Here is a 16,782-nt window from a genome sequence, read left to right as displayed (position 1 = left end):
GCCGGGTAGACATGGGCGGGGCCGCGCTGAACACGGCCCCGCCTCTGTGGCCGGGCTCAGCAGCCGTTGCGGGTGGCGCTCACGGCCACGTCGTCGTACCAGAGGGTGTCGGCTCCTTCGCCGTAGCTCTCCCAGCCCAGGCGCAGGTCGGTCAGGGCCGGGCGCCAGGCGCGGTTGAGCCACTGGCTGTCGATGTCGTGGGTGGGGACGCCGTCCTCGAGCAGACCGGGCACCGAGGCGCCGTTCAGCCAGGTCTCGATCGTTCCGTCCCGGCCGTCGACCTTGTATTCGACGCAGTTCCAGGTGTTCACCGGGAGCGGGGCGGACAGGGCGACCCCGGCCGGGCTCTGTTCGGGCAGCGTGGCGTCGTCGGAGGCGCGGTTGAACTGCAGGGCGCCGTTCTGGCCGCCGAAGCGCAGGTCACGTTGGCCGTCGGCGGAGTCGCGCATGGCCACGGCGGTGACGTGCGCGGTGGCCAGGGCGGTGGTGTGCCGGACGTAGAAGCGGACGTACCAGGCCGTACTCGTGGCGCCGAGAATCTGGCTGTTGCGGACGAAGACGTGGTTGCAGTAGCCGGCCGCGCCGTTGATGCGGAGCGACACCGAGCCGCTGTGGGCGACCGTGCGGTCGATGGCGGCGGTGCCGGCGCCGGAGCAGTCGGGGTAGGTGACGGCCCAGTTGCCCGCCGGAGCGCTGCCCGACTGATTCTCGAAGCCGTCGCAGAGCGCGGCCGGCCCGCATCCCTGCGGTGGGTCGGTGGGGGTCGGCGTGGGCGTCGGAGGACTCGTGGACGGGGTGGGAGTGGGGGTGGGCGCGTCGCCACTGCACGAGACGCCGTTGAAGGTGAAGGCGGCGGGCGCCGCATTGGTGCCGGAGTAGGTGCCCTGGAAGCCGAAGCGGGTGGACGCCCCACTGGCCAGGGCGCCGTTCCAGCCGAGGCTCGCGGCGGTCACGACGCTCCCCGACTGGGTGACGGCGGCGTTCCAGCCGCTGGTGACCCGCTGGTCGCCGGCGAACGTCCAGGACAGCGTCCACGACGTGACCGCCGCGCCGCCGTTGGTAACCTGGACGTCGGCGGTGAACCCGGTGGCCCATTGATTGGCGGTCCAGCCGACCGTGCAGGCCGGCGCGGCCGACGCGCCCGGCACCCCCACCACCGCCGATCCCGCCGCCACCACCACCGCCGTCGCCATGACAGCGAAGAGCCGACCTCGCACGACAACCACCTCCAGTCTTGGGAGCGCTCCCATATATCGATGACTGTAGTTGGATGGGCCGTCGGTGGAAAGGGAGACGGCTACCAGCGCGACAGCGGCGCCGCCTCGTAGGTGTCGCTCAGCAGGCGCGCCACCCGCTCGACCAGCTCGGCCGCGTCGAACGGCTTGGCCAGGTAGTCGCTCGCACCCATCGCCCGCCCGTGACTCTCGTCCAGGTCGCGCGATCGTGCGCTCAGGATGAGCACGGGAAGGCTGGACGTCCGGGCCAGGCTCCGGATCTGCTGGCACACCGTCAGACCGTCGAGGCCCGGCATGTCGATGTCGAGCACGATGAGGTCGGGATGTTCGAGACTCGCCGCCGTCAACGCCGCGTTTCCGTTGGTGACGGTGACCGTCTTGTAGCCGGCCGCCGCGAGCCTGAGGGCTACGAGGTCGCGGACGTCGTCGTCGTCCTCGGCGATCAGCACGGTTGCGCTCATGGGTTGCTCCTGGAGGAAGGGTTGCCCACAGGATCGGACGGGGTCACCGGCGGTTGAGGTTCCGCGACGACCGATCGGGTGCGGTCCCGGTGCGGCCCGGTGGGCTACGAGACGCGCGCCGGCCGGGCCCGCCGTTGTTTCTCGGCGTACAGGGCGGCGTCGGCGGCGTCCAGCGCACCGGGAACGCCCTCGTCGGGGCCGGCCGCCGCCCAGCCGAGGGAGGCGGCGACCTCGGCGGCGGCCAGTTCGGCGTTGATGCGGTTCACGACGGTCTCGGCGTCGGGCCGGGTGCAGTGGGTGAGGACGAGGCCGAACTCGTCGCCGCCGATGCGGGCGATGAAGTCGGTGTCGCGGATGGCGCGGCGGGCCGCGGTGGCCGCGGCCATGATGTGGGCGTCACCGGACACACGTCCCCGGGTCTCGTTGATCTCCTTCAGGCCGTCCAGATCGAGGACGGCCACGACGGTGGGGTCGGCGAGTCGTTCGAACCGGGCCTGGGCACGGTCGAGAATGCGCCGCCAGGCCCGCCTGTCCGGAAGGCCGGTGAGGGTGTCCAGGTCGGCGCCGAGATGTTCGCGCAGCAGCGCGTTGGTGGCCAGATCCTGCACCCGGTCGGTGGCCAGGGCGGCGGTGAGCAGGCGGCCCAGCAGCGCCAGCAGAGGTTCGGCCCGGGCCAGGCGCGAGTCCCCGGTACGGACCTGCGGGTCGAGGCCGCAGATCGCGCCGAACAGGGAGCCGTCGGGTTCGGTGATGACCGCGCCGGCGTACGTCCCGATGTCGATCAGTTGGTTGACGCCGGCCTTCGCGTACGCGGGGACCGCCTGAGCGTCGAGCGCCACGGTGGGGGCGTTCCCGGCGGCCATGTGGACGCAGAAGCTGTCCTCCCACGGGTGGCTCTCGCCCCGGCGCAGGCCGTAGCCGTTGTCGGAGTCGAGGTAGAGGTAGGTCTGCCGGCCGTTCTGGACCCGGGTGACGGCCCAGAACGCCAGCGGCATCTGCTCGTGCAGGTAGTCGAGCACCAGATGGGCGGCGTGCTCGAAGCCGGCCGCGGGGAACAGGCCGAAGTCGTCCGGGTCGGAGTGGACGACGGCCGGCGGGCCGGCCGGCCGGGCGCTCGGGGCGGGAGCCTCCTCGGGCGGCGGGGCGCTGCCGGCGTCGGCGGGCAGGGTGAAACTGAACCGGGAGCCGTGGCCGTCGGGGCCGGCCGCGGCGCCGATGCTGCCACCGTGGCGTTCGACGATGCGTTTGCAGATGCCCAGGCCCAGCCCGGTGCCGCTGTAACCGGCCGAGCGGTGGGCCCGGTGGAAGCTCTCGAAGATGCTGTTCTGCTGCCCGTCGGGGATGCCGATGCCGTTGTCGTCGATCGTCACGGTGACCTGGTGATCGGTGCGGTCGGTGCGGATGCGCAGCCGCGGGGTGACACCCGCGCCGGTGTACTTGATGGCATTGCTGATCAGGTTCTCCAGCAGCTGCCGGACGAGGACCGGGTCGGCGTAGACGCTGAGCAGCTCGCCGATGTCGAAGGCGGGCACCGGGGTGCCCGCGCTCTGCGCCTGGTCGATACGCGCGATCGCGATGTCGTTGACCAGTTCGCTGAGGTCGACCAGGGTCGGGCTGAGGGCGGCGTCGCGGGCGGTGGTGTAGGCCAGCAGGTCGTCGATCATGCCCCGCATGCGCCGGCCGGCCCGGCTGATCCTGATCAGCCCGTCGCGCGTCTCGGCGTCGTCCCGCGGGCCCGGCTCGTCGAGCGCGTCGGTGAGCCAGGCGGTCCAGCCCTCGACCGTGGTCAGCGGGTTGAGCAGGTCATGGGCGACGACGCCGGCGAAGGCGGCCAGCTCGTCGCGGTGCCGGCGTTCGGCCGTGACGTCGTGGAACACGGTGACGGCGCAGCGAGCCCCGTTCAGCGTGCCCGGCAGGACAGCGGAACTGGCGCTCAGCAGGCGGCCCTGGGGCACCCCGGGATTGCGGACCAGCATGTCGAGGCCGCGCACCTCCGTGCCCGCGAGAGCCCGGCGGTACGGCATCTCCTCGGGCCCCATCGGCGTTCCGTCCGGGTGGAGGAGCCCGTAGTAGTCGGGCTTGCCGATCTGGTCGGAACCGCTGACGACACCCCCGAGGAGCCCGCGTACGGCCGGATTGCGCAGCAGCAGCCGGCCCTGCTCGTCGACGACCGTGAGCCCCTCGGCCATCGAGTTGACGATGGCCGTCGTCAGGTTGGCCTGGTCGGCCGCGGCGGCACGTTCGGTGCGCAGCTGCGTGACCAGGGCGGCACGTTCGTCCCGGCCGAGGGCCAGGGCCAGGCCGACCGCGGCGATCGTGCCGACGAACGCCTGGGCCACCAGCGCCCGGGCGGTGTACGAGCCGATGAAGGCGAACGTGCCGGTGCCGTGCAGCGTGAACAACACCGCCACCGTGCCGAACGCGAGGTCGTGGGCCACCACGAAGGCGGTGTGCAGGCGCGAACCGGCCCAGACCGTCATGCCGATCAGGGTGAACGCCAGGGGAAGCCCGTGGTTGATGCCGAAGACGGCGCAGTAGGCCGCGGCGGACAGCACGACGACGGTGGCGTACTCGAGCTTGCGCCGCACCGGGGTCCGCGCCCAGCGGGTCACGACCGAATCCCGCCAGGTGCCCGGACCAGTTTGCCAGGCGTAGCCCCAGATCAGCCAGATCGAGCTGATCAGCAGGATGCTGACGGTGTTGCGGGTCATCCAGACCGCCGTGGCCGGCCAGGAGTACGTGCCGTTGACCACCCAGACACCGGTGGGGCCGAGCAGCGCGCCGCCGCCGGTGGCCACCACCGCAGCCGCCGTCAGGCGCCACATCTCGTACGTGCGGGTCAGCTGATCCTGACCGGTCGCAGCCCACAGGTTGGCCAGCCACCGGCGCACCAGAAAGGCGAACAGCCCGGCCTGCACCAGGTTGGCCAGCACGAACCACAGCGACAGGACGAGGGACGCGCCGGTGGCCGTGTTCACCGAGACCGTGATCAGGGACAGAGCGGCGGCGTCGAGGGACCGCCACCGGGAGCGGTACTGGGTCAGGAACCACACCGCCGACACGCCGGCCGCGGGCCAGACCAGGCTCAGGTTGGTCTCGTCGAGCACCGTCAGCCGCCCGGCGTAGGTGGCGGCCAGAAAGACGGCCGAGAAGCACAGGGTGCGCATCACTGACGAGCGCAGGCTCATCGGTCCCCCGTCCGGCGACGACCACGGCAGTGCGACCGCGGTGTCGCCGCGCCGGGCCCGGTTGCAACGGGCCGCCGAAAGCGCACACCACAGCGGTCTCACCAGCCTGTTCGGCCACGGCGGCGATCTGCTGAGCGGCACGGCCGCGCTGTCGGTGGCGGAGGGCCGGGACGCTAGGTTGCTCGGATGAGTCTTCTTGAGGACGTGGGCGAACGGGACGGCTGGCGGTGCTGGGTGTGCGACGAGCCGGTCGACGCCGGCATGTCGGTCAACGACCCGCGCGGTCCCAGCGTCGACAGTCGCACCGCCGACCGGAAGGCGAAGATCGCCGAGCGGCTGGCCCACCGGGCCTGCAACACCCGCAAGGGCGCCGTCAAGGTCGTCATCGCCTGGCCGGACCGTCTGCACGTCATCGAGCCGGCCCCGCTGATCACCGTGGCCGAGCGTCTCGACCGCAAGGGTGGCCGCGAGCTGGTCGCCCGGTGCCCGAGCCGGCGCGACGCCCAGGAGGCGGCCGACTGGCTGACCGACCGGTTCTCCCGGCTGGCGCCCGGGCTGCCGGTGACCGCGAGCGTCGACGCCGGCGGCGGCCAGTTCCTCGTCACCCTGGCCGCGGGCCGGCGCTGACCGGCCGCGTCAGTTCCGGCGCAGCGCCGTCGTCATCCTCGAACGGAACTCGGCGAGCGTGAGGACGGCGGCGCTGCGATCCTCGACCGGGAAGATCGCGATGTCGGCGTCGTCCTCCTCGAGCTGGGGCAGCCACTCGTTCAGGAACTCGTCCACCGGGACCCGGATGGCGTGCTCCCCGTCGACCTCGCCCTCGTTCTCGAGCCGGGCCGGGGTCGCGTGGGGCCAGATCGGCAACAGGGTCCGGCGCTCCGCGTCCTCGGTGAACAGGGTCTCGTCCTCGTCGCCCCAGACCCACAGAGCGCCCCGGTCGGCCAGGATCTCGAACGTCCGGGCCGCCCGGGCCGCGTCGTCGAGCCCGCGAAGCCGCTCGGCCTGGGCGGGCGAGATGTCATCCGGTGCCACGGGACCTCCGACTCATCCGATCGTCTGCGTTCCGCGGCGATGCTACCGGTGGTCATCGGCGCAGCGACGTGGCGGTGGTCCCGTCGCGGTGGTGGGCGAAGCACAGCACCCGGCGAGAGTCCGGCCAGTCGAACTCGTCCGGCGGGGCCGGGAAGAGCACCTGCCGGGCGGGATCGGCCGGGCGGCCGGAGTAGGCCGGGAAGCGCTTCTCACAGCCGGCGTCGGCCTTCTGCCGCATCGGCTCGGCGCCCGGCCACGGACCGCCGGGCAGGTCGTAGACGGCGAACACCTCCGTGTCGTGCGGGGTGGAACACGGCACCACATCGACCCGGGCACCCGACTGCTCGTCCACGTCGGCGATGCAGTCGCCGGCCCGCAGGTCGTCGAGCCGGAGGGAGCGCTCGCCCCGCACCACACCGGCGGCGTCCCGGTCGGGGCCGTCGGCGACCTCGCGCACCACGGCCACCGTGACGAACGCGGCGAACGCGGTCAGGACCAGACCGGAGATGATCAGACCGGCGATCGCGTAGACCTTGCCGCGCCGATCGCCGTTGCGGATCGACCGGCGCAACCCGATGATGCCGAACACGACGCTGAGCAGACCGACGCAGCCGAACAGCGACAGGGCCAGCGACGCGATCGAGAAGCCGTTGGTCTTGCCGTTCCACGGCGGCCGAGCCGACTGTGGTGGCACGGGGAACGGCGGCGGCGCGACCGGAAGCTGGTGATTCACGGACGGCAACCTACCGGCACGGCTCAGAGCAGCAGCGCGGCGACGTCCGGTTGTTCGACGAGCAGGCCGCCGGTGCGGGCCAGGGTCGAGGAGGGATCGGTCAGGCGGCGGTGACCGCCGTCCGGGTGGTCCGGCGGGACGCCAGCAGCGCGGCCAGGTCGGCGCCCGGCATCGGCCGGGCGAAGTAGTAGCCCTGGCCGAAGCCGCAGCCCATGTCGATCAGGCAGCGCGCCTGCCCGGCGCTCTCGATGCCCTCGGCCACCACGTGCAGCCGGTACGCCTGGGCCAGCCGCACCAGGGCCTCGGCCACGGCGTACGCGTCCGGGTCGGTGTCGATGCCGGTGACGAACGACCGGTCGATCTTCAGAACGGACACCGGCAGCGCGCGCAGGTAGCTCAGCGCCGCGTAGCCGGTGCCGAAGTCGTCCACCGAGATGCCGATGCCCATCTCGCGCAGCGCGGTCAGGCGGGCCACGGTCTGCTCGTCGGGCTGCAGGATCACGCTCTCGGTCAGCTCCAGCACCAGGCGGTCGGCCGGGAACCCGGTCTCGGCCAGGATGCCGCGGATCGTGTCGACCAGCCCGGCCTGCATGACCTGCCGCGGGGAGAGGTTGACGCTCAGCCGCACGCCCTCGGCGCCGGGGTTCCCGGCCCGCCAGCCGGCGGCCTGCCGGCACGCGTCGCGCAACACCCACTCCCCGATCGGGATGACCGCGCCGGTCTCCTCGGCCAGATCGATGAAGGCGCCGGGCATCAGCAGGCCGCGGGTCGGGTGGTTCCAGCGTACGAGGGCCTCGACCGCCATCGGACCGCCGTCGGCCAGGTCGACGACCGGCTGGAAGTGCACCACCAGCTCGTCCTTCTCCACCGCGCGCCGCAGTTCGGCGTCGCGGGCGTTGGTGTCCAGCTCGGGCGTGTAGACGCGGTAGCGGCCGCGGCCGGTTCGCTTCACCGCGTACATGGCCGCGTCGGCGTGGGCGATCAGCTGCTCGATGTCGGTGGTGGTCTCGTCCCGGAAGGCGACGCCGATGCTCGCCTCGACCCCGAGCACCAGATCGCCGAAGATCACCGGGGTACGCAGCGCGTCGACCAGCCGCTGGGCGATGCTCTCGGCGGCCTCCCGGCTGGGCAGGGCCGGCAGCACGACGGCGAACTCGTCGCCGCCCAGCCGGCCCGCGGTGTCGCCGGAGCGGATGACGGCCCGCAGCGCCGTCGCCACGGCCTTGAGCACGGCGTCCCCGGCCTCGTGCCCGTACGCGTCGTTGATCGGCTTGAAGCGGTCGAGGTCGATCAGCAGGACGGCGCCGTGCCGGTCGTCGCGCAGCGGCTGCCGGGTCAGCTCGGCCAGGCGCTCGCCGATGAGGGCCCGGTTGGACAGGCCGGTGAGCGGGTCGGTGACGGCCAGGCGGCGGTTCTCGCGCTGGGCGAACATCTGCCGGGCGATGACCAGGGCGGTGAGCACGATCGCCCCGAAGACCATGCCCCCCAGCGGGTACACCGCCTGCTGGCGGGCGACGAAGGCGAGCAGGCCGCAGGCGAGCACGACCGCCCCGTACGGCAGCCAGCCCAGCCGGCCGCGGCCCTGACGCTCGCCCTGGGTCAGGCTGTCCTGGCGCAGCCGGCGATGGACGGCCAGGAGCATGAGGAAGGCGCTCGCCGCCCACAGCACGAAGGGCCAGTCGCCCGGCCGGAAGGCGACCCCGAACTGCACGTACGCGATGGTGTACGTGCTGTCGGCCACCACCTTGAGCGCCACCGCGCCGCTCAGCAGGCCCACCGCGGCGCCGGCCTGCGGGCGCTGGAGCAGAAGCGTGATGAGCGCGAAGACCAGCAGCAGGTCCAGAACCGGCACCGCGGTCGAGAACACGATGAGCATCGGGTCGGCGCCCGGCGTCTGCATGAGCGGGCCGATCTCCAGGTACCACAGCGCCATGCACGCGCCGGCCACGACGATCAGCGAGTCGATCAGGAGCTTGAGGTGCTCCACGCCGCTGCGGCGGGCGACCGGCAGCATCAGCACGCCCGCGAAGACGAACGGGATCGCCGCCGTGTACAGGTAGTCGGAGACGCTCGGATAGGGCGGCAGACCGGGCAGGAAGTGCTGGGTCAGGGCGACCGCGTGGGCCACGACCTGGCAGACGAACGACACCTCGAGCAGCATCCAGGCCCGGCGCTCCCGGCGGTCCAGGCCGTCCTTGAGGATCATCCGCAGACCCAGCGCCGCGGTCAGCAGGGTGACCGGGAGGTAGGCCAGGTCGTTGATCATCCCGGCCTGGAGCTGGGTGCCCCAGCCGGTGACGAACTGGATCAGGATGACCCCGAGCAGAGCGCCCGATCCCCACACGCTCGCCGTCAGCAGCCGGGCGGGGCGCGCTCGCAGTTGTGCCATGGCCATCCGATCGGCTGCCGCCGGGCCGAACTGCGCGGCTGCCGGTTGCGAGCCGGGAGCAAACGCCGCGTTCGGCCGGTCGGCGGACGGGGAGGCCGGACCGGGCAGTGCGACAATCCGATCAGCCGCGTCGCCGCGGTGACCGGCCGGTAGAGTGCTTTTGGCGAAACACTTCACGACCGGGCGAAACGAGGCGGGCACGTGGCGGGGGGCGACCGGGTCACCATCTACGAGGTGGCCGAGCGTGCCCGGGTCAGCATCTCGACGGTCTCCAATGTCCTGAACAAACCCGATCGGGTCAGCGCCGCGACCCGCAAACGGGTGCTGGCCGCCGCCGACGAGCTCGGCTTCGTTCCCAAGGTGCAGGCGGTCAGCCTGGCCCGGCGCGGCACCGGCCGGATCGGGGTGATGGCGCCCTTCACGTCGTACGGGTCGTATCTGCGCCGCCTGTCCGGCCTGCTCACCGCCGCGGCCGAGCTCGAGCTGGACGTCGTCGTCTTCGATCACGAGTCGGCCGCCCTGGCGTCGTCCCCGGTGCTGGCCAGCATGCCGATCCACGGTCGCCTGGACGGGCTGATCGTGATGGGCCTGCCGATCGAGGACGCGATCGCGGAGCGGCTCCAGGAGCGCAGCCTGCCCACGGTGGCGGTCGACGCCGACAGCTCACGGTTCAGCCGGGTCGTGATCGACGACCACGCCGGCGGCCGGCTGGCCGCCGAGCACCTGCGCGACCGCGGTCATCGCCGCGTGGGTTACCTGCTCGAGCGTCAGGTCTCCGACTACGAGTCCCAGGCGATCAAGCGGTTGTCCGGCTTCGAGCAGGTCATCGTGGCCGCCGGAGGCGAGGTCGTCGTGGCGACCAGCGACAACTCGGTCGCCGCGGCCCGGCGGGCGGCGGCGGCCCTGCTCGATGCGAACGACCGGCCCAGCGCCGTGATGGCACACCACGACGCGCTGGCCGTCGGCGTGCTCCTGGCCGCCCGGGACAGGGGGATGCGGGTGCCGCAGGACGTGGCCGTCATGGGCTTCGACGACGGCGAGGCAGCCACGGCGGCCGACCTGACGACCGTACGGCAGCCCTTCGAGGAGTCCGGGAATGCCGCGCTCAGCGTGCTTCTGGGCCATATCGACGGCTCCGATCTGCGGTCCACGACCGTGCTCGACGTCCGGCTGGCCGAGCGTTCCACCACCTGACACCGATCGCCGTCATCAGGCGTGTGAGCTGCTGGGGCGCACAATAAAAGTGCTTTAATGGAAACACTTGACACGCTCATCGCGATGAGGTTTCGTGCTTGTAACGCGAAGCGGGAGGCGACCATGGAGCTGGACGAGGCGGTGCGGACGTTCCTGTCCACCAAGCCGGACTCCGGCGATCCGGACGCGCCGATCGCCGAGCGGCGCGCGATCATCCAGGCCGGCGTCGACGCCCTGTTCGCGAAGTTCGGACAGCGGGTCGATGCGGCCCCCCGCGAAGAGGACATCCGGATCCCGGTCGGCGGCGGCCGGATCCGCCTGCGGGTGTACCGCCCGGGCGACGGGACCGGCCGGCCGATCCACGTGTTCCTGCACGGCGGGGGCTTCTGGCTGGGCTCCGTCGACGAGGAGGTCAACCAGGCGACCTGTCGCAGCCGCTGCGCCGGCGCCGGGTGCGTGGTCGTCGCGGTGGACTACCGGCTGGCCCCCGAACATCCTTTCCCGGCCCCGCTCGAGGACTGCTACGCGGGGCTGCGGTGGGCCGTCGACCATGCGGCCGACCTCGGTGGTGATCCGGCCAACGTGTCGATCGGCGGGGTGTCCGCGGGGGCGACCCTGGCCGCGGCGGTCGCACTGCTGGCCCGGGAGCGCCGCGGGCCGGATCTCCGGCTCCAACTGCTCGAGGTGCCGCCGCTCGACCTGAGCCTCGACGGCATGCGAGCCTCCGGGGTGGGCGACGGCTTCGGCATCACGATCGACGAGATGGCGCTGTGCCGCGACCTCTACCTCGCCGCGCCCGGTGACGCCCGCGACCCGCTCGTGTCACCGCTGCATGCGGACAGCCTGGCCGGGCTGCCGGCCGCCGCCATCATGACGGCGGAGTTCGACCCGCTGCGCCACGACGGCGAGCGGTACGCGGACCGGCTCCGGGCAGCCGGCGTACCCGTCTCGTACCACTGCTACGCCGGGGCCGTCCACGGCTCACCGGCCCTCACCGGCACCTGGCCCACCGCCCGCGTCTGGCAGGACGACCTCCTGCGGCGCCTGCGCGAGGCGCACTTCCCGTCCCGCATCTGAACAGGCCCCTCCCCCAGCCGACGGTGATCCGCACCGCCGGACAGTTTCGCGATCCTGGAGACCCGACATGGCTCACGGACCCACCCGCCGACCACGAATCGTCGCCCTCACCCTGGCCGCCCTGGTGGCCACCGCCGCCTGCAGCGCCCCCGGTGGCGACGCCGGCAACGACGGCGCCGACGCGAGCGCGGCCCCGGTCACCGACGCCACCTGCGGCACCGCGCCGGTCACCCTGAAGGGCTACTTCGAGACCGGGTTCCCCTTGCCCAAGAACCTCTCCGACGAGTTCACCAAGCAGTTTCCCAACGTCACGTGGGACATCCGTGAGGACCAGTTCGCCGTGATCACCCAGAACGCCCCCCGGGTGCTGTCCGACGACCCGCCGGACCTCATGCGGCTCCCCCAGGTGTCCGAGCTGGTCAAGGACGGCCTGCTGAAGAACCTGGACGGCTACGCCTCGGCCTTCGGCTGGGACAAGTGGCCGGCCTCGCAACTCGAGCAGATGCGGGTGTCGGGCACGGGCGAGCGCGGCGACGGTCCGCTCTACGCGATGGGCCTCAACTTCAGCATGACCGGCATCTTCTACAACAAGAAGCTCGCCGCCCAGGTCGGCATGACGCAGCCGCCGGCCACCCTGGCCGAGCTGGACACGGTTCTGCAGAAGGCCAAGGACGCCGGCCTGGTCCCGATCAACCAGTTCAACGGCGGCGCCACCGGCGGGCTCGCCTTCCCGTTGCAGAACCTCATGGCGGCGTACGGCGACCCGGCTGCCATCAACCAGTGGATCTATCAGAAGTCGGGCGCCACCATCGACACCCCGGCCAACCTGCGGGCCGCCGAGCACCTGCAGAAGTGGCTCAAGGCCGGCTACTTCGCCCCGGACATCAACTCGCAGGACTACGCGGCGATGATGAGCCGCTTCATCGGGGGCAAGAACCTGTTCATCTTCGACGGCGACTGGGAGTCGGGCAACCTCGACAAGCAGATGGCCGGCAACGTCGGGTTCTTCCTGATGCCCCCGGCGCAGGCCGGCGGCAAGCGGGCGGCCATGTCGGCCCCGCTGACCTACGGCATCAGCACGAAGGCCAAGAACGCCGACTGCGCCGCGTTCTTCCTCAACTGGGTCGCCACCAACCAGCAGGCCCGCGACATCGCGGTCAAGGTCGGCGGCTCGCACCCGATGGGTCCGGCCGACGCCTACATGCCCGCCGTGGCCGGCAACACCGTCACCGCGAGCACGCTGGCCGCCGGCGCGACCATCGGGACGGACAACGGCGCGATGGACTTCATCGCCAACGCCACCGGCGCCATCTACGCCAAGGGCTGGACGCCGCAACTGCAGAAGATGGCGGCCGGACAGCAGACCCCGGACGGCTTGCTGAAGTCCGTCCAGAAGGATTACCAGAGCCAGGTCAAGGACTGATGCCGGCACCACGGACGGGGCGGCGCGCGGCACGTGCGCGCCGCCCCGGGGCGGCCTGGCTCGGCTGGCTGTTCGCGTTGCCGGCCGTCCTCATGTACGCGACGTTCGTGCTGCGCCCGTTGCTGCTCACCGTGCAGTACTCGCTGTACGACTGGAACGGCATCGGAGCCTCGACCTGGGTCGGCCTCGACAACTACCGCCGGCTGCTGACCGATCCCGAGCTGTCCGCCACGATCCTGCACGCGTTCGAGCTGATCCTGTTCTTCAGCCTGATCCCGGTGCTGCTCGGCCTCTTCGTCGCGGCCACCATCCGGGGCATCGCGGAGAGCCGCCTGGCCACGGTGGCCCGTACGGTGCTGTTCCTGCCGCAGATCATCCCGCTGGTCGCGGCCGGGATCATGTGGAGCTGGCTGCTGTCCTCGACCGGCCTGGCCAACGAGCTGCTCTCGGCGGTCGGGCTGGACAGCCTGACCCGGGCCTGGCTCGGCGACTTCGGCACGGCTCTGCCGGCGGTGGGCATCATCGGCGCCTGGGTCCTGGTCGGTTTGTGCACGCTGCTGCTCCTGGCCGGGATGAGCAAGATCGATCCGGCACTGTACGAGGCGGCGCGACTCGACGGCGCCGGGCCCGTCCGCGAGTTCCGCTCGATCACCCTGCCCAGCCTCCGTCAGGAGATCGGCGTCTGCGTCACGGTCACCGTGATCGCCGCGCTGGCCAGCTTCGACATCGTCTACATCGCCACCCAGGGCGGCCCCGGCAACGCCACCATGGTCCCCGGGCTGGAGATCTACTACCTCGCCTTCTCCGAACGCGAGGTCGGCATGGCGTCGGCCCTGGCCGTGGCGCTGGTCGTCCTGGTGCTCGTCTGCGTCCTCCCGATCCAGCGCCTCACCCGGGAGAGCCGATGATCGTCAAACGCCGCGAGGCCCTGATCGGGCGGCTCCTGCTCGTCCTGCTGATGGCGGTCACCGTGATCCCCTTCATCAGCCTCTTCGTCACCGCCCTGCATCCCGCGGGCACGTACCCCTCCGGTCTCTCCTGGCCGGAGAACCCGCAGTGGGGCAACTTCGCGGACGCGTTCCGGGTCGCGAACATGGAGAAGCTGCTGTGGTCCAGCTTCCTCATCGTGCTCGGCGTCGTCCCGGTCTCCCTGCTGTTCGGCACCATGGCGGGTTTCGCCTTCGGTCACCTGCGGATCCCCGGGCACCGGGCCGGCTTCGTGATCTTCCTGCTCGGCCTGACCCTGCCCTTCGAAGGCATCATCACGCCGCTGTACTACCAGATCCGCGACCTGGGCCTGCTCAACACCCGCTGGGCCATCATCCTGCCGTTGATCGGCCTGTTCATGCCGTTCTCGGTGGTGTGGATGAGGGCCCACTTCGTCACCATGCCCGACGACCTGTCGGAGGCCGCGCGGATCGACGGGGCGAACACCTGGCAGCTGTTTCGGCGCGTCCACGTGCCACTGGCCATGCCCGCCCTGTCGTCGCTGGCGATCCTGCTCTTCCTCTGGACCTGGAACCAGTTCCTGCTGGCCATCGTGCTCGTCGACGACCCGGCCAAGCGGACCATGGCCGGGGCGCTGGGCGCGTTCCAGGGGCAGTGGGGAACGGACATCCCGCTGCTGTGCGCCGGGGCGCTGCTCATCCTCGTGCCGACACTGGCCATCTTCCTCGCCTTCCAGCGCCGCTTCGTGGCGGCGCTGCTGCAGGGTTCGATCAAGGGCTGACACATGAACCACGCTGCCGCGGATCCTCGTCCGGTGGCCGGCCCGACCGGGGCCGCCGGCCACCTCGACGACGAGCGCCGCCACTTCCTGCGCTACACCCGTACGACGGCCTGGCCGATGCTGCAGCGCCACCCGGTGAGCGACCGGCTGCACGCCGAACTGCTGGCCCAGATGCTGGTCAGCACGGCGGAGGAGATCGGTACGCTGCTCCGCTCGCTCGAGGGCGAGGCCCGCTCGACGGCCGTCCGGCTGCTGGCCGACGACGCCTACCGGACCGCGGTCACCACCCTGCCGTTCCAGCCGGACGAGCGGATCGTCGGCGTCGGGGACTCGATCACCGCGGACCGCCTCGGCTGGTTCGACCTGCTCACGGCCTCCGTCGGCCTGACCGCCGCCGCCGCCGGGCCGGCGCTGGTCAACCTCGGGCTCAGCGGCAACACCACCGCGGACGTCCTCGAGCGGTTCGATCTGCTCGAAGCGGCCCGGCCGAGCCGGGTGCTGCTGATGCTCGGCACCAACGACGCCCGGGCCCACGGTCGCACCGGCGGCCACCGGATGACGACGCCGCCCGAGACCCGGCGGAACGTGCGGGCGCTGGTCGACCTGGTCACGCGCGAGCTGAACGCCTCCGTCACGGTCATCACGCCGCCGGCGGTCGATCAGCGGCGCATCGACGGTTTCTTCCGGGACGCCGCCGTGCACTGGCAGGCCGCCGCGGTGGCCGAGGTCGCCGAGGCGGTCCGCGAGGCCGCGCCCGGAGCCGTCGACCTGCACACCGCCACGGCGCACACGAGCGACGACCTCCTGGAGGCGGACGGTGTCCACCCGAACCGGGCCGGGCAGCGGTTCATCCTGACCCGGATCCTGCGCCACCTCCACACCGCGAGGTGACGGCGGTCGCTACCGGGCCGGGCACGGCGGCGCCACGAAGCCCCGGTGCGTCCCGCGGGTGAAGCGGCAGCCGAAGGCCGGGCCGGCCACCGCCCGGCGGTCGAGGACGGCGTCGCCGGCCGGGCGGTGGCCGGTGCGCAGCCAGGTCGTCAGGTCGTCGAAGCCCTCGGCCAGCTCGGCGGTGGTGAAGTCGCAGTGGCCGACGCCGCGAATCGCCCGCGACACGAACAGGCCGGCCCGGCCGTTGCGGGCGGCCCGGGCCGCGTACGCCTGCTCCATCGAGAACGGCACGAACAGGTCCCCGATGTCGTGCAGCGACAGGACCGGGACCGGCGGCCGGCCGTCGACGCGGGGCACGCCGGACAGCCCCGGGTCGGCGGTCGCGGTGCGGCGCACGCGCAGCACGTCCCGGTTGAGGCGCCACTCCTCGACCGTCGGCCACTTCCGGTCGGTGCTGCGGTAGAACGTCTGCCGGTTCCCCGCGACGTTGCCGGGGGCGATGCGGGCGGTGCCGCCCTGCAGGCCCGGGTAGAGGCCGAACAGGAACGGCAGGTCGGCCAGCGGCGGCAGGGAGGGCGCGGAGTTCCAGTACGTGAAGGCGCTGTCGAAGCCGGGGCGGTCCCCGCCGCTGCGCCGTTCGACGACCGCGGACCAGGTGCGACCGGCCGGCGTCGACCCGGACGGCAGACCGAGCGCCGGCGCGATCCGGCCGACCTGCTCACGCCAGCGCTGCTGGTAGCCGGCGTCCGGCTCGAGGGGGAACTCGATGTCCACACCGGTGAGCGCGGCCGCCGTGACGTTCGCGTCGAGGAAGTAGTCGTACAGCGCGGTGTCGCCGAGCACCCCGCAGTACGGCATCGCGGCGGCGAAGGACCGCGGGTGCTCCTCGATCGCCACCGCGGTGACGTGCCCGCCCATCGACGCCCCCGACATGATCACCGACCGGGCGCGCACCCCGGCGACCCGGCGGAACACGTCGATCAGGGCGACCGAGTCCCGGACGCCCTGACCGACGTCGTAGCCGTTGGTGGCGTAGCTGGACGCCGCCCACGCGTACCCGCGGGCCACGTAGTGCGCCCGCAGGGTCGGATCGTCGACGTAGACCGTCGTGCCGGTGCCGCGATAGCCGTGGGCGTAGACGACGAGACTGCCGTTCCACGCGTCCGGCACCTCGATCCGGTACGCCGCGCCGGCGGTGATGCCGGTGTGGACCCGCGCGCCCGGCAGGGCGATGAACGGCGTGCCGTCGAGATTGCAGTCCGGATCGGCGACCAAGTATCCGGGCTGAGTGGTGCTCGGCGCCGGTGCGGCACAGACCGGCGCGGGCGCCGCCACAGCGGGCGCCGGTGGCCCGGCGAAGGGGATGAGCAGACTCAGGGCGACCGCGGCGCGACTCCACAGCATGGCGTTACCTCCGGGTAACATCCCAC

15 protein-coding genes are annotated in these 16,782 nt (G+C 72.1%); 8 read left to right on the top strand and 7 right to left on the bottom strand.

Annotation, left to right across the window (positions count from 1 at the left end):
• Positions 1-56: 56 nt before the first annotated feature.
• The 3 genes from HJC40_RS05720 to HJC40_RS05710 all read right to left on the bottom strand — a co-directional run bounded on the left by HJC40_RS05720 (position 57) and on the right by HJC40_RS05710 (position 4,863).
• Positions 57-1,217: a cellulose-binding domain-containing protein gene (locus tag HJC40_RS05720; RefSeq protein WP_249998704.1), complete on the bottom strand. Its 1,161-nt coding sequence runs from the start codon at positions 1,215-1,217 to the stop codon at positions 57-59.
• Between the two features lie 80 nt (positions 1,218-1,297).
• Complete coding sequence (locus tag HJC40_RS05715; protein ID WP_249998702.1) at positions 1,298-1,696, bottom strand: response regulator transcription factor; 399 nt, start codon at positions 1,694-1,696, stop codon at positions 1,298-1,300.
• Positions 1,697-1,800: 104 nt separating this feature from the next.
• Positions 1,801-4,863, bottom strand: a complete 3,063-nt coding sequence (locus HJC40_RS05710; protein WP_249998699.1) for an ATP-binding protein — start codon at positions 4,861-4,863, stop codon at positions 1,801-1,803.
• Between HJC40_RS05710 and HJC40_RS05705 the strand changes: the two genes are divergently transcribed.
• Both HJC40_RS05705 and HJC40_RS05700 read left to right on the top strand, forming a co-directional pair.
• Positions 4,856-5,074: a hypothetical protein gene (locus HJC40_RS05705; RefSeq protein WP_249998697.1), complete on the top strand. Its 219-nt coding sequence runs from the start codon at positions 4,856-4,858 to the stop codon at positions 5,072-5,074. The genes HJC40_RS05710 and HJC40_RS05705 overlap by 8 nt on opposite strands.
• Complete coding sequence (locus HJC40_RS05700) at positions 5,071-5,511, top strand: hypothetical protein (RefSeq protein WP_249998695.1); 441 nt, start codon at positions 5,071-5,073, stop codon at positions 5,509-5,511. The genes HJC40_RS05705 and HJC40_RS05700 overlap by 4 nt, the downstream gene beginning before the upstream one ends.
• Before the next feature lie 9 nt (positions 5,512-5,520).
• Here the strand turns inward: HJC40_RS05700 and HJC40_RS05695 are convergent, their stop codons facing one another.
• The 3 genes from HJC40_RS05695 to HJC40_RS05685 all read right to left on the bottom strand — a co-directional run bounded on the left by HJC40_RS05695 (position 5,521) and on the right by HJC40_RS05685 (position 9,038).
• The gene (locus HJC40_RS05695) at positions 5,521-5,916 is read right to left on the bottom strand and encodes a DUF2750 domain-containing protein (RefSeq protein ID WP_249998693.1); all 396 of its coding nucleotides are present in this window, start codon (positions 5,914-5,916) and stop codon (positions 5,521-5,523) included.
• Between the two features lie 52 nt (positions 5,917-5,968).
• Positions 5,969-6,649 (bottom strand): DUF4190 domain-containing protein, encoded by a 681-nt coding sequence (locus tag HJC40_RS05690; RefSeq protein WP_249998691.1) that lies wholly within the window; start codon positions 6,647-6,649, stop codon positions 5,969-5,971.
• 100 nt (positions 6,650-6,749) lie between these two features.
• Positions 6,750-9,038 carry a bifunctional diguanylate cyclase/phosphodiesterase gene (locus HJC40_RS05685; protein ID WP_249998689.1) on the bottom strand — a complete coding sequence of 763 codons (2,289 nt, stop codon included), beginning with the start codon at positions 9,036-9,038 and terminating at the stop codon, positions 6,750-6,752.
• Positions 9,039-9,239: 201 nt separating this feature from the next.
• Here HJC40_RS05685 and HJC40_RS05680 point away from each other — a divergent pair, with 201 nt between their 5' ends.
• The 6 genes from HJC40_RS05680 to HJC40_RS05655 all read left to right on the top strand — a co-directional run bounded on the left by HJC40_RS05680 (position 9,240) and on the right by HJC40_RS05655 (position 15,352).
• On the top strand, positions 9,240-10,232 hold the full coding sequence (locus HJC40_RS05680) for a LacI family DNA-binding transcriptional regulator (protein ID WP_249998686.1): 993 nt from the start codon (positions 9,240-9,242) through the stop codon (positions 10,230-10,232).
• A 123-nt stretch (positions 10,233-10,355) separates the two neighbouring features.
• Entirely contained in the window at positions 10,356-11,309 is a 954-nt protein-coding gene (locus tag HJC40_RS05675; RefSeq protein ID WP_249998683.1) for an alpha/beta hydrolase, read from the top strand.
• A gap of 67 nt (positions 11,310-11,376) precedes the next feature.
• Positions 11,377-12,732 carry an ABC transporter substrate-binding protein gene (locus HJC40_RS05670; protein WP_249998680.1) on the top strand — a complete coding sequence of 452 codons (1,356 nt, stop codon included), beginning with the start codon at positions 11,377-11,379 and terminating at the stop codon, positions 12,730-12,732.
• Entirely contained in the window at positions 12,732-13,640 is a 909-nt protein-coding gene (locus tag HJC40_RS05665; RefSeq protein WP_249998678.1) for a carbohydrate ABC transporter permease, read from the top strand. Before HJC40_RS05670 ends, HJC40_RS05665 begins: the two co-directional genes overlap by 1 nt.
• On the top strand, positions 13,637-14,461 hold the full coding sequence (locus HJC40_RS05660) for a carbohydrate ABC transporter permease (protein WP_249998674.1): 825 nt from the start codon (positions 13,637-13,639) through the stop codon (positions 14,459-14,461). Before HJC40_RS05665 ends, HJC40_RS05660 begins: the two co-directional genes overlap by 4 nt.
• A gap of 33 nt (positions 14,462-14,494) precedes the next feature.
• Positions 14,495-15,352, top strand: coding sequence for an SGNH/GDSL hydrolase family protein (locus HJC40_RS05655; RefSeq protein ID WP_249998671.1), 858 nt, complete (start codon positions 14,495-14,497; stop codon positions 15,350-15,352).
• A gap of 9 nt (positions 15,353-15,361) precedes the next feature.
• On the opposite strand, the gene HJC40_RS05650 is transcribed toward HJC40_RS05655, so the two are convergent.
• Entirely contained in the window at positions 15,362-16,756 is a 1,395-nt protein-coding gene (locus HJC40_RS05650; protein WP_249998668.1) for a S9 family peptidase, read from the bottom strand.
• Between the last annotated feature and the right edge of the window lie 26 nt (positions 16,757-16,782).

It is taken from the genome of Actinoplanes sp. M2I2 (assembly GCF_023544445.1).
GTDB lineage: Bacteria > Actinomycetota > Actinomycetes > Mycobacteriales > Micromonosporaceae > Actinoplanes.
Note: the sequence above shows the minus strand (reverse complement) of the source record. Positions and strands in the feature narration are given on the sequence as shown.

Bases quoted from the DNA above. Each gene is read 5' to 3' on its own strand.
- HJC40_RS05715 (WP_249998702.1), bottom strand. From the start codon at position 1,696: ATGAGCGCAACCGTGCTGATCGCCGAGGACGACGACGACGTCCGCGAC.
- HJC40_RS05710 (WP_249998699.1), bottom strand. From the start codon at position 4,863: ATGCGCACCCTGTGCTTCTCGGCCGTCTTTCTGGCCGCCACCTACGCC.
- HJC40_RS05700 (WP_249998695.1), top strand. From the start codon at position 5,071: ATGAGTCTTCTTGAGGACGTGGGCGAACGGGACGGCTGGCGGTGCTGG.
- HJC40_RS05685 (WP_249998689.1), bottom strand. From the start codon at position 9,038: ATGGCACAACTGCGAGCGCGCCCCGCCCGGCTGCTGACGGCGAGCGTG.
- HJC40_RS05675 (WP_249998683.1), top strand. From the start codon at position 10,356: ATGGAGCTGGACGAGGCGGTGCGGACGTTCCTGTCCACCAAGCCGGAC.
- HJC40_RS05670 (WP_249998680.1), top strand. From the start codon at position 11,377: ATGGCTCACGGACCCACCCGCCGACCACGAATCGTCGCCCTCACCCTG.
- HJC40_RS05665 (WP_249998678.1), top strand. From the start codon at position 12,732: ATGCCGGCACCACGGACGGGGCGGCGCGCGGCACGTGCGCGCCGCCCC.
- HJC40_RS05660 (WP_249998674.1), top strand. From the start codon at position 13,637: ATGATCGTCAAACGCCGCGAGGCCCTGATCGGGCGGCTCCTGCTCGTC.
- HJC40_RS05650 (WP_249998668.1), bottom strand. From the start codon at position 16,756: ATGCTGTGGAGTCGCGCCGCGGTCGCCCTGAGTCTGCTCATCCCCTTC.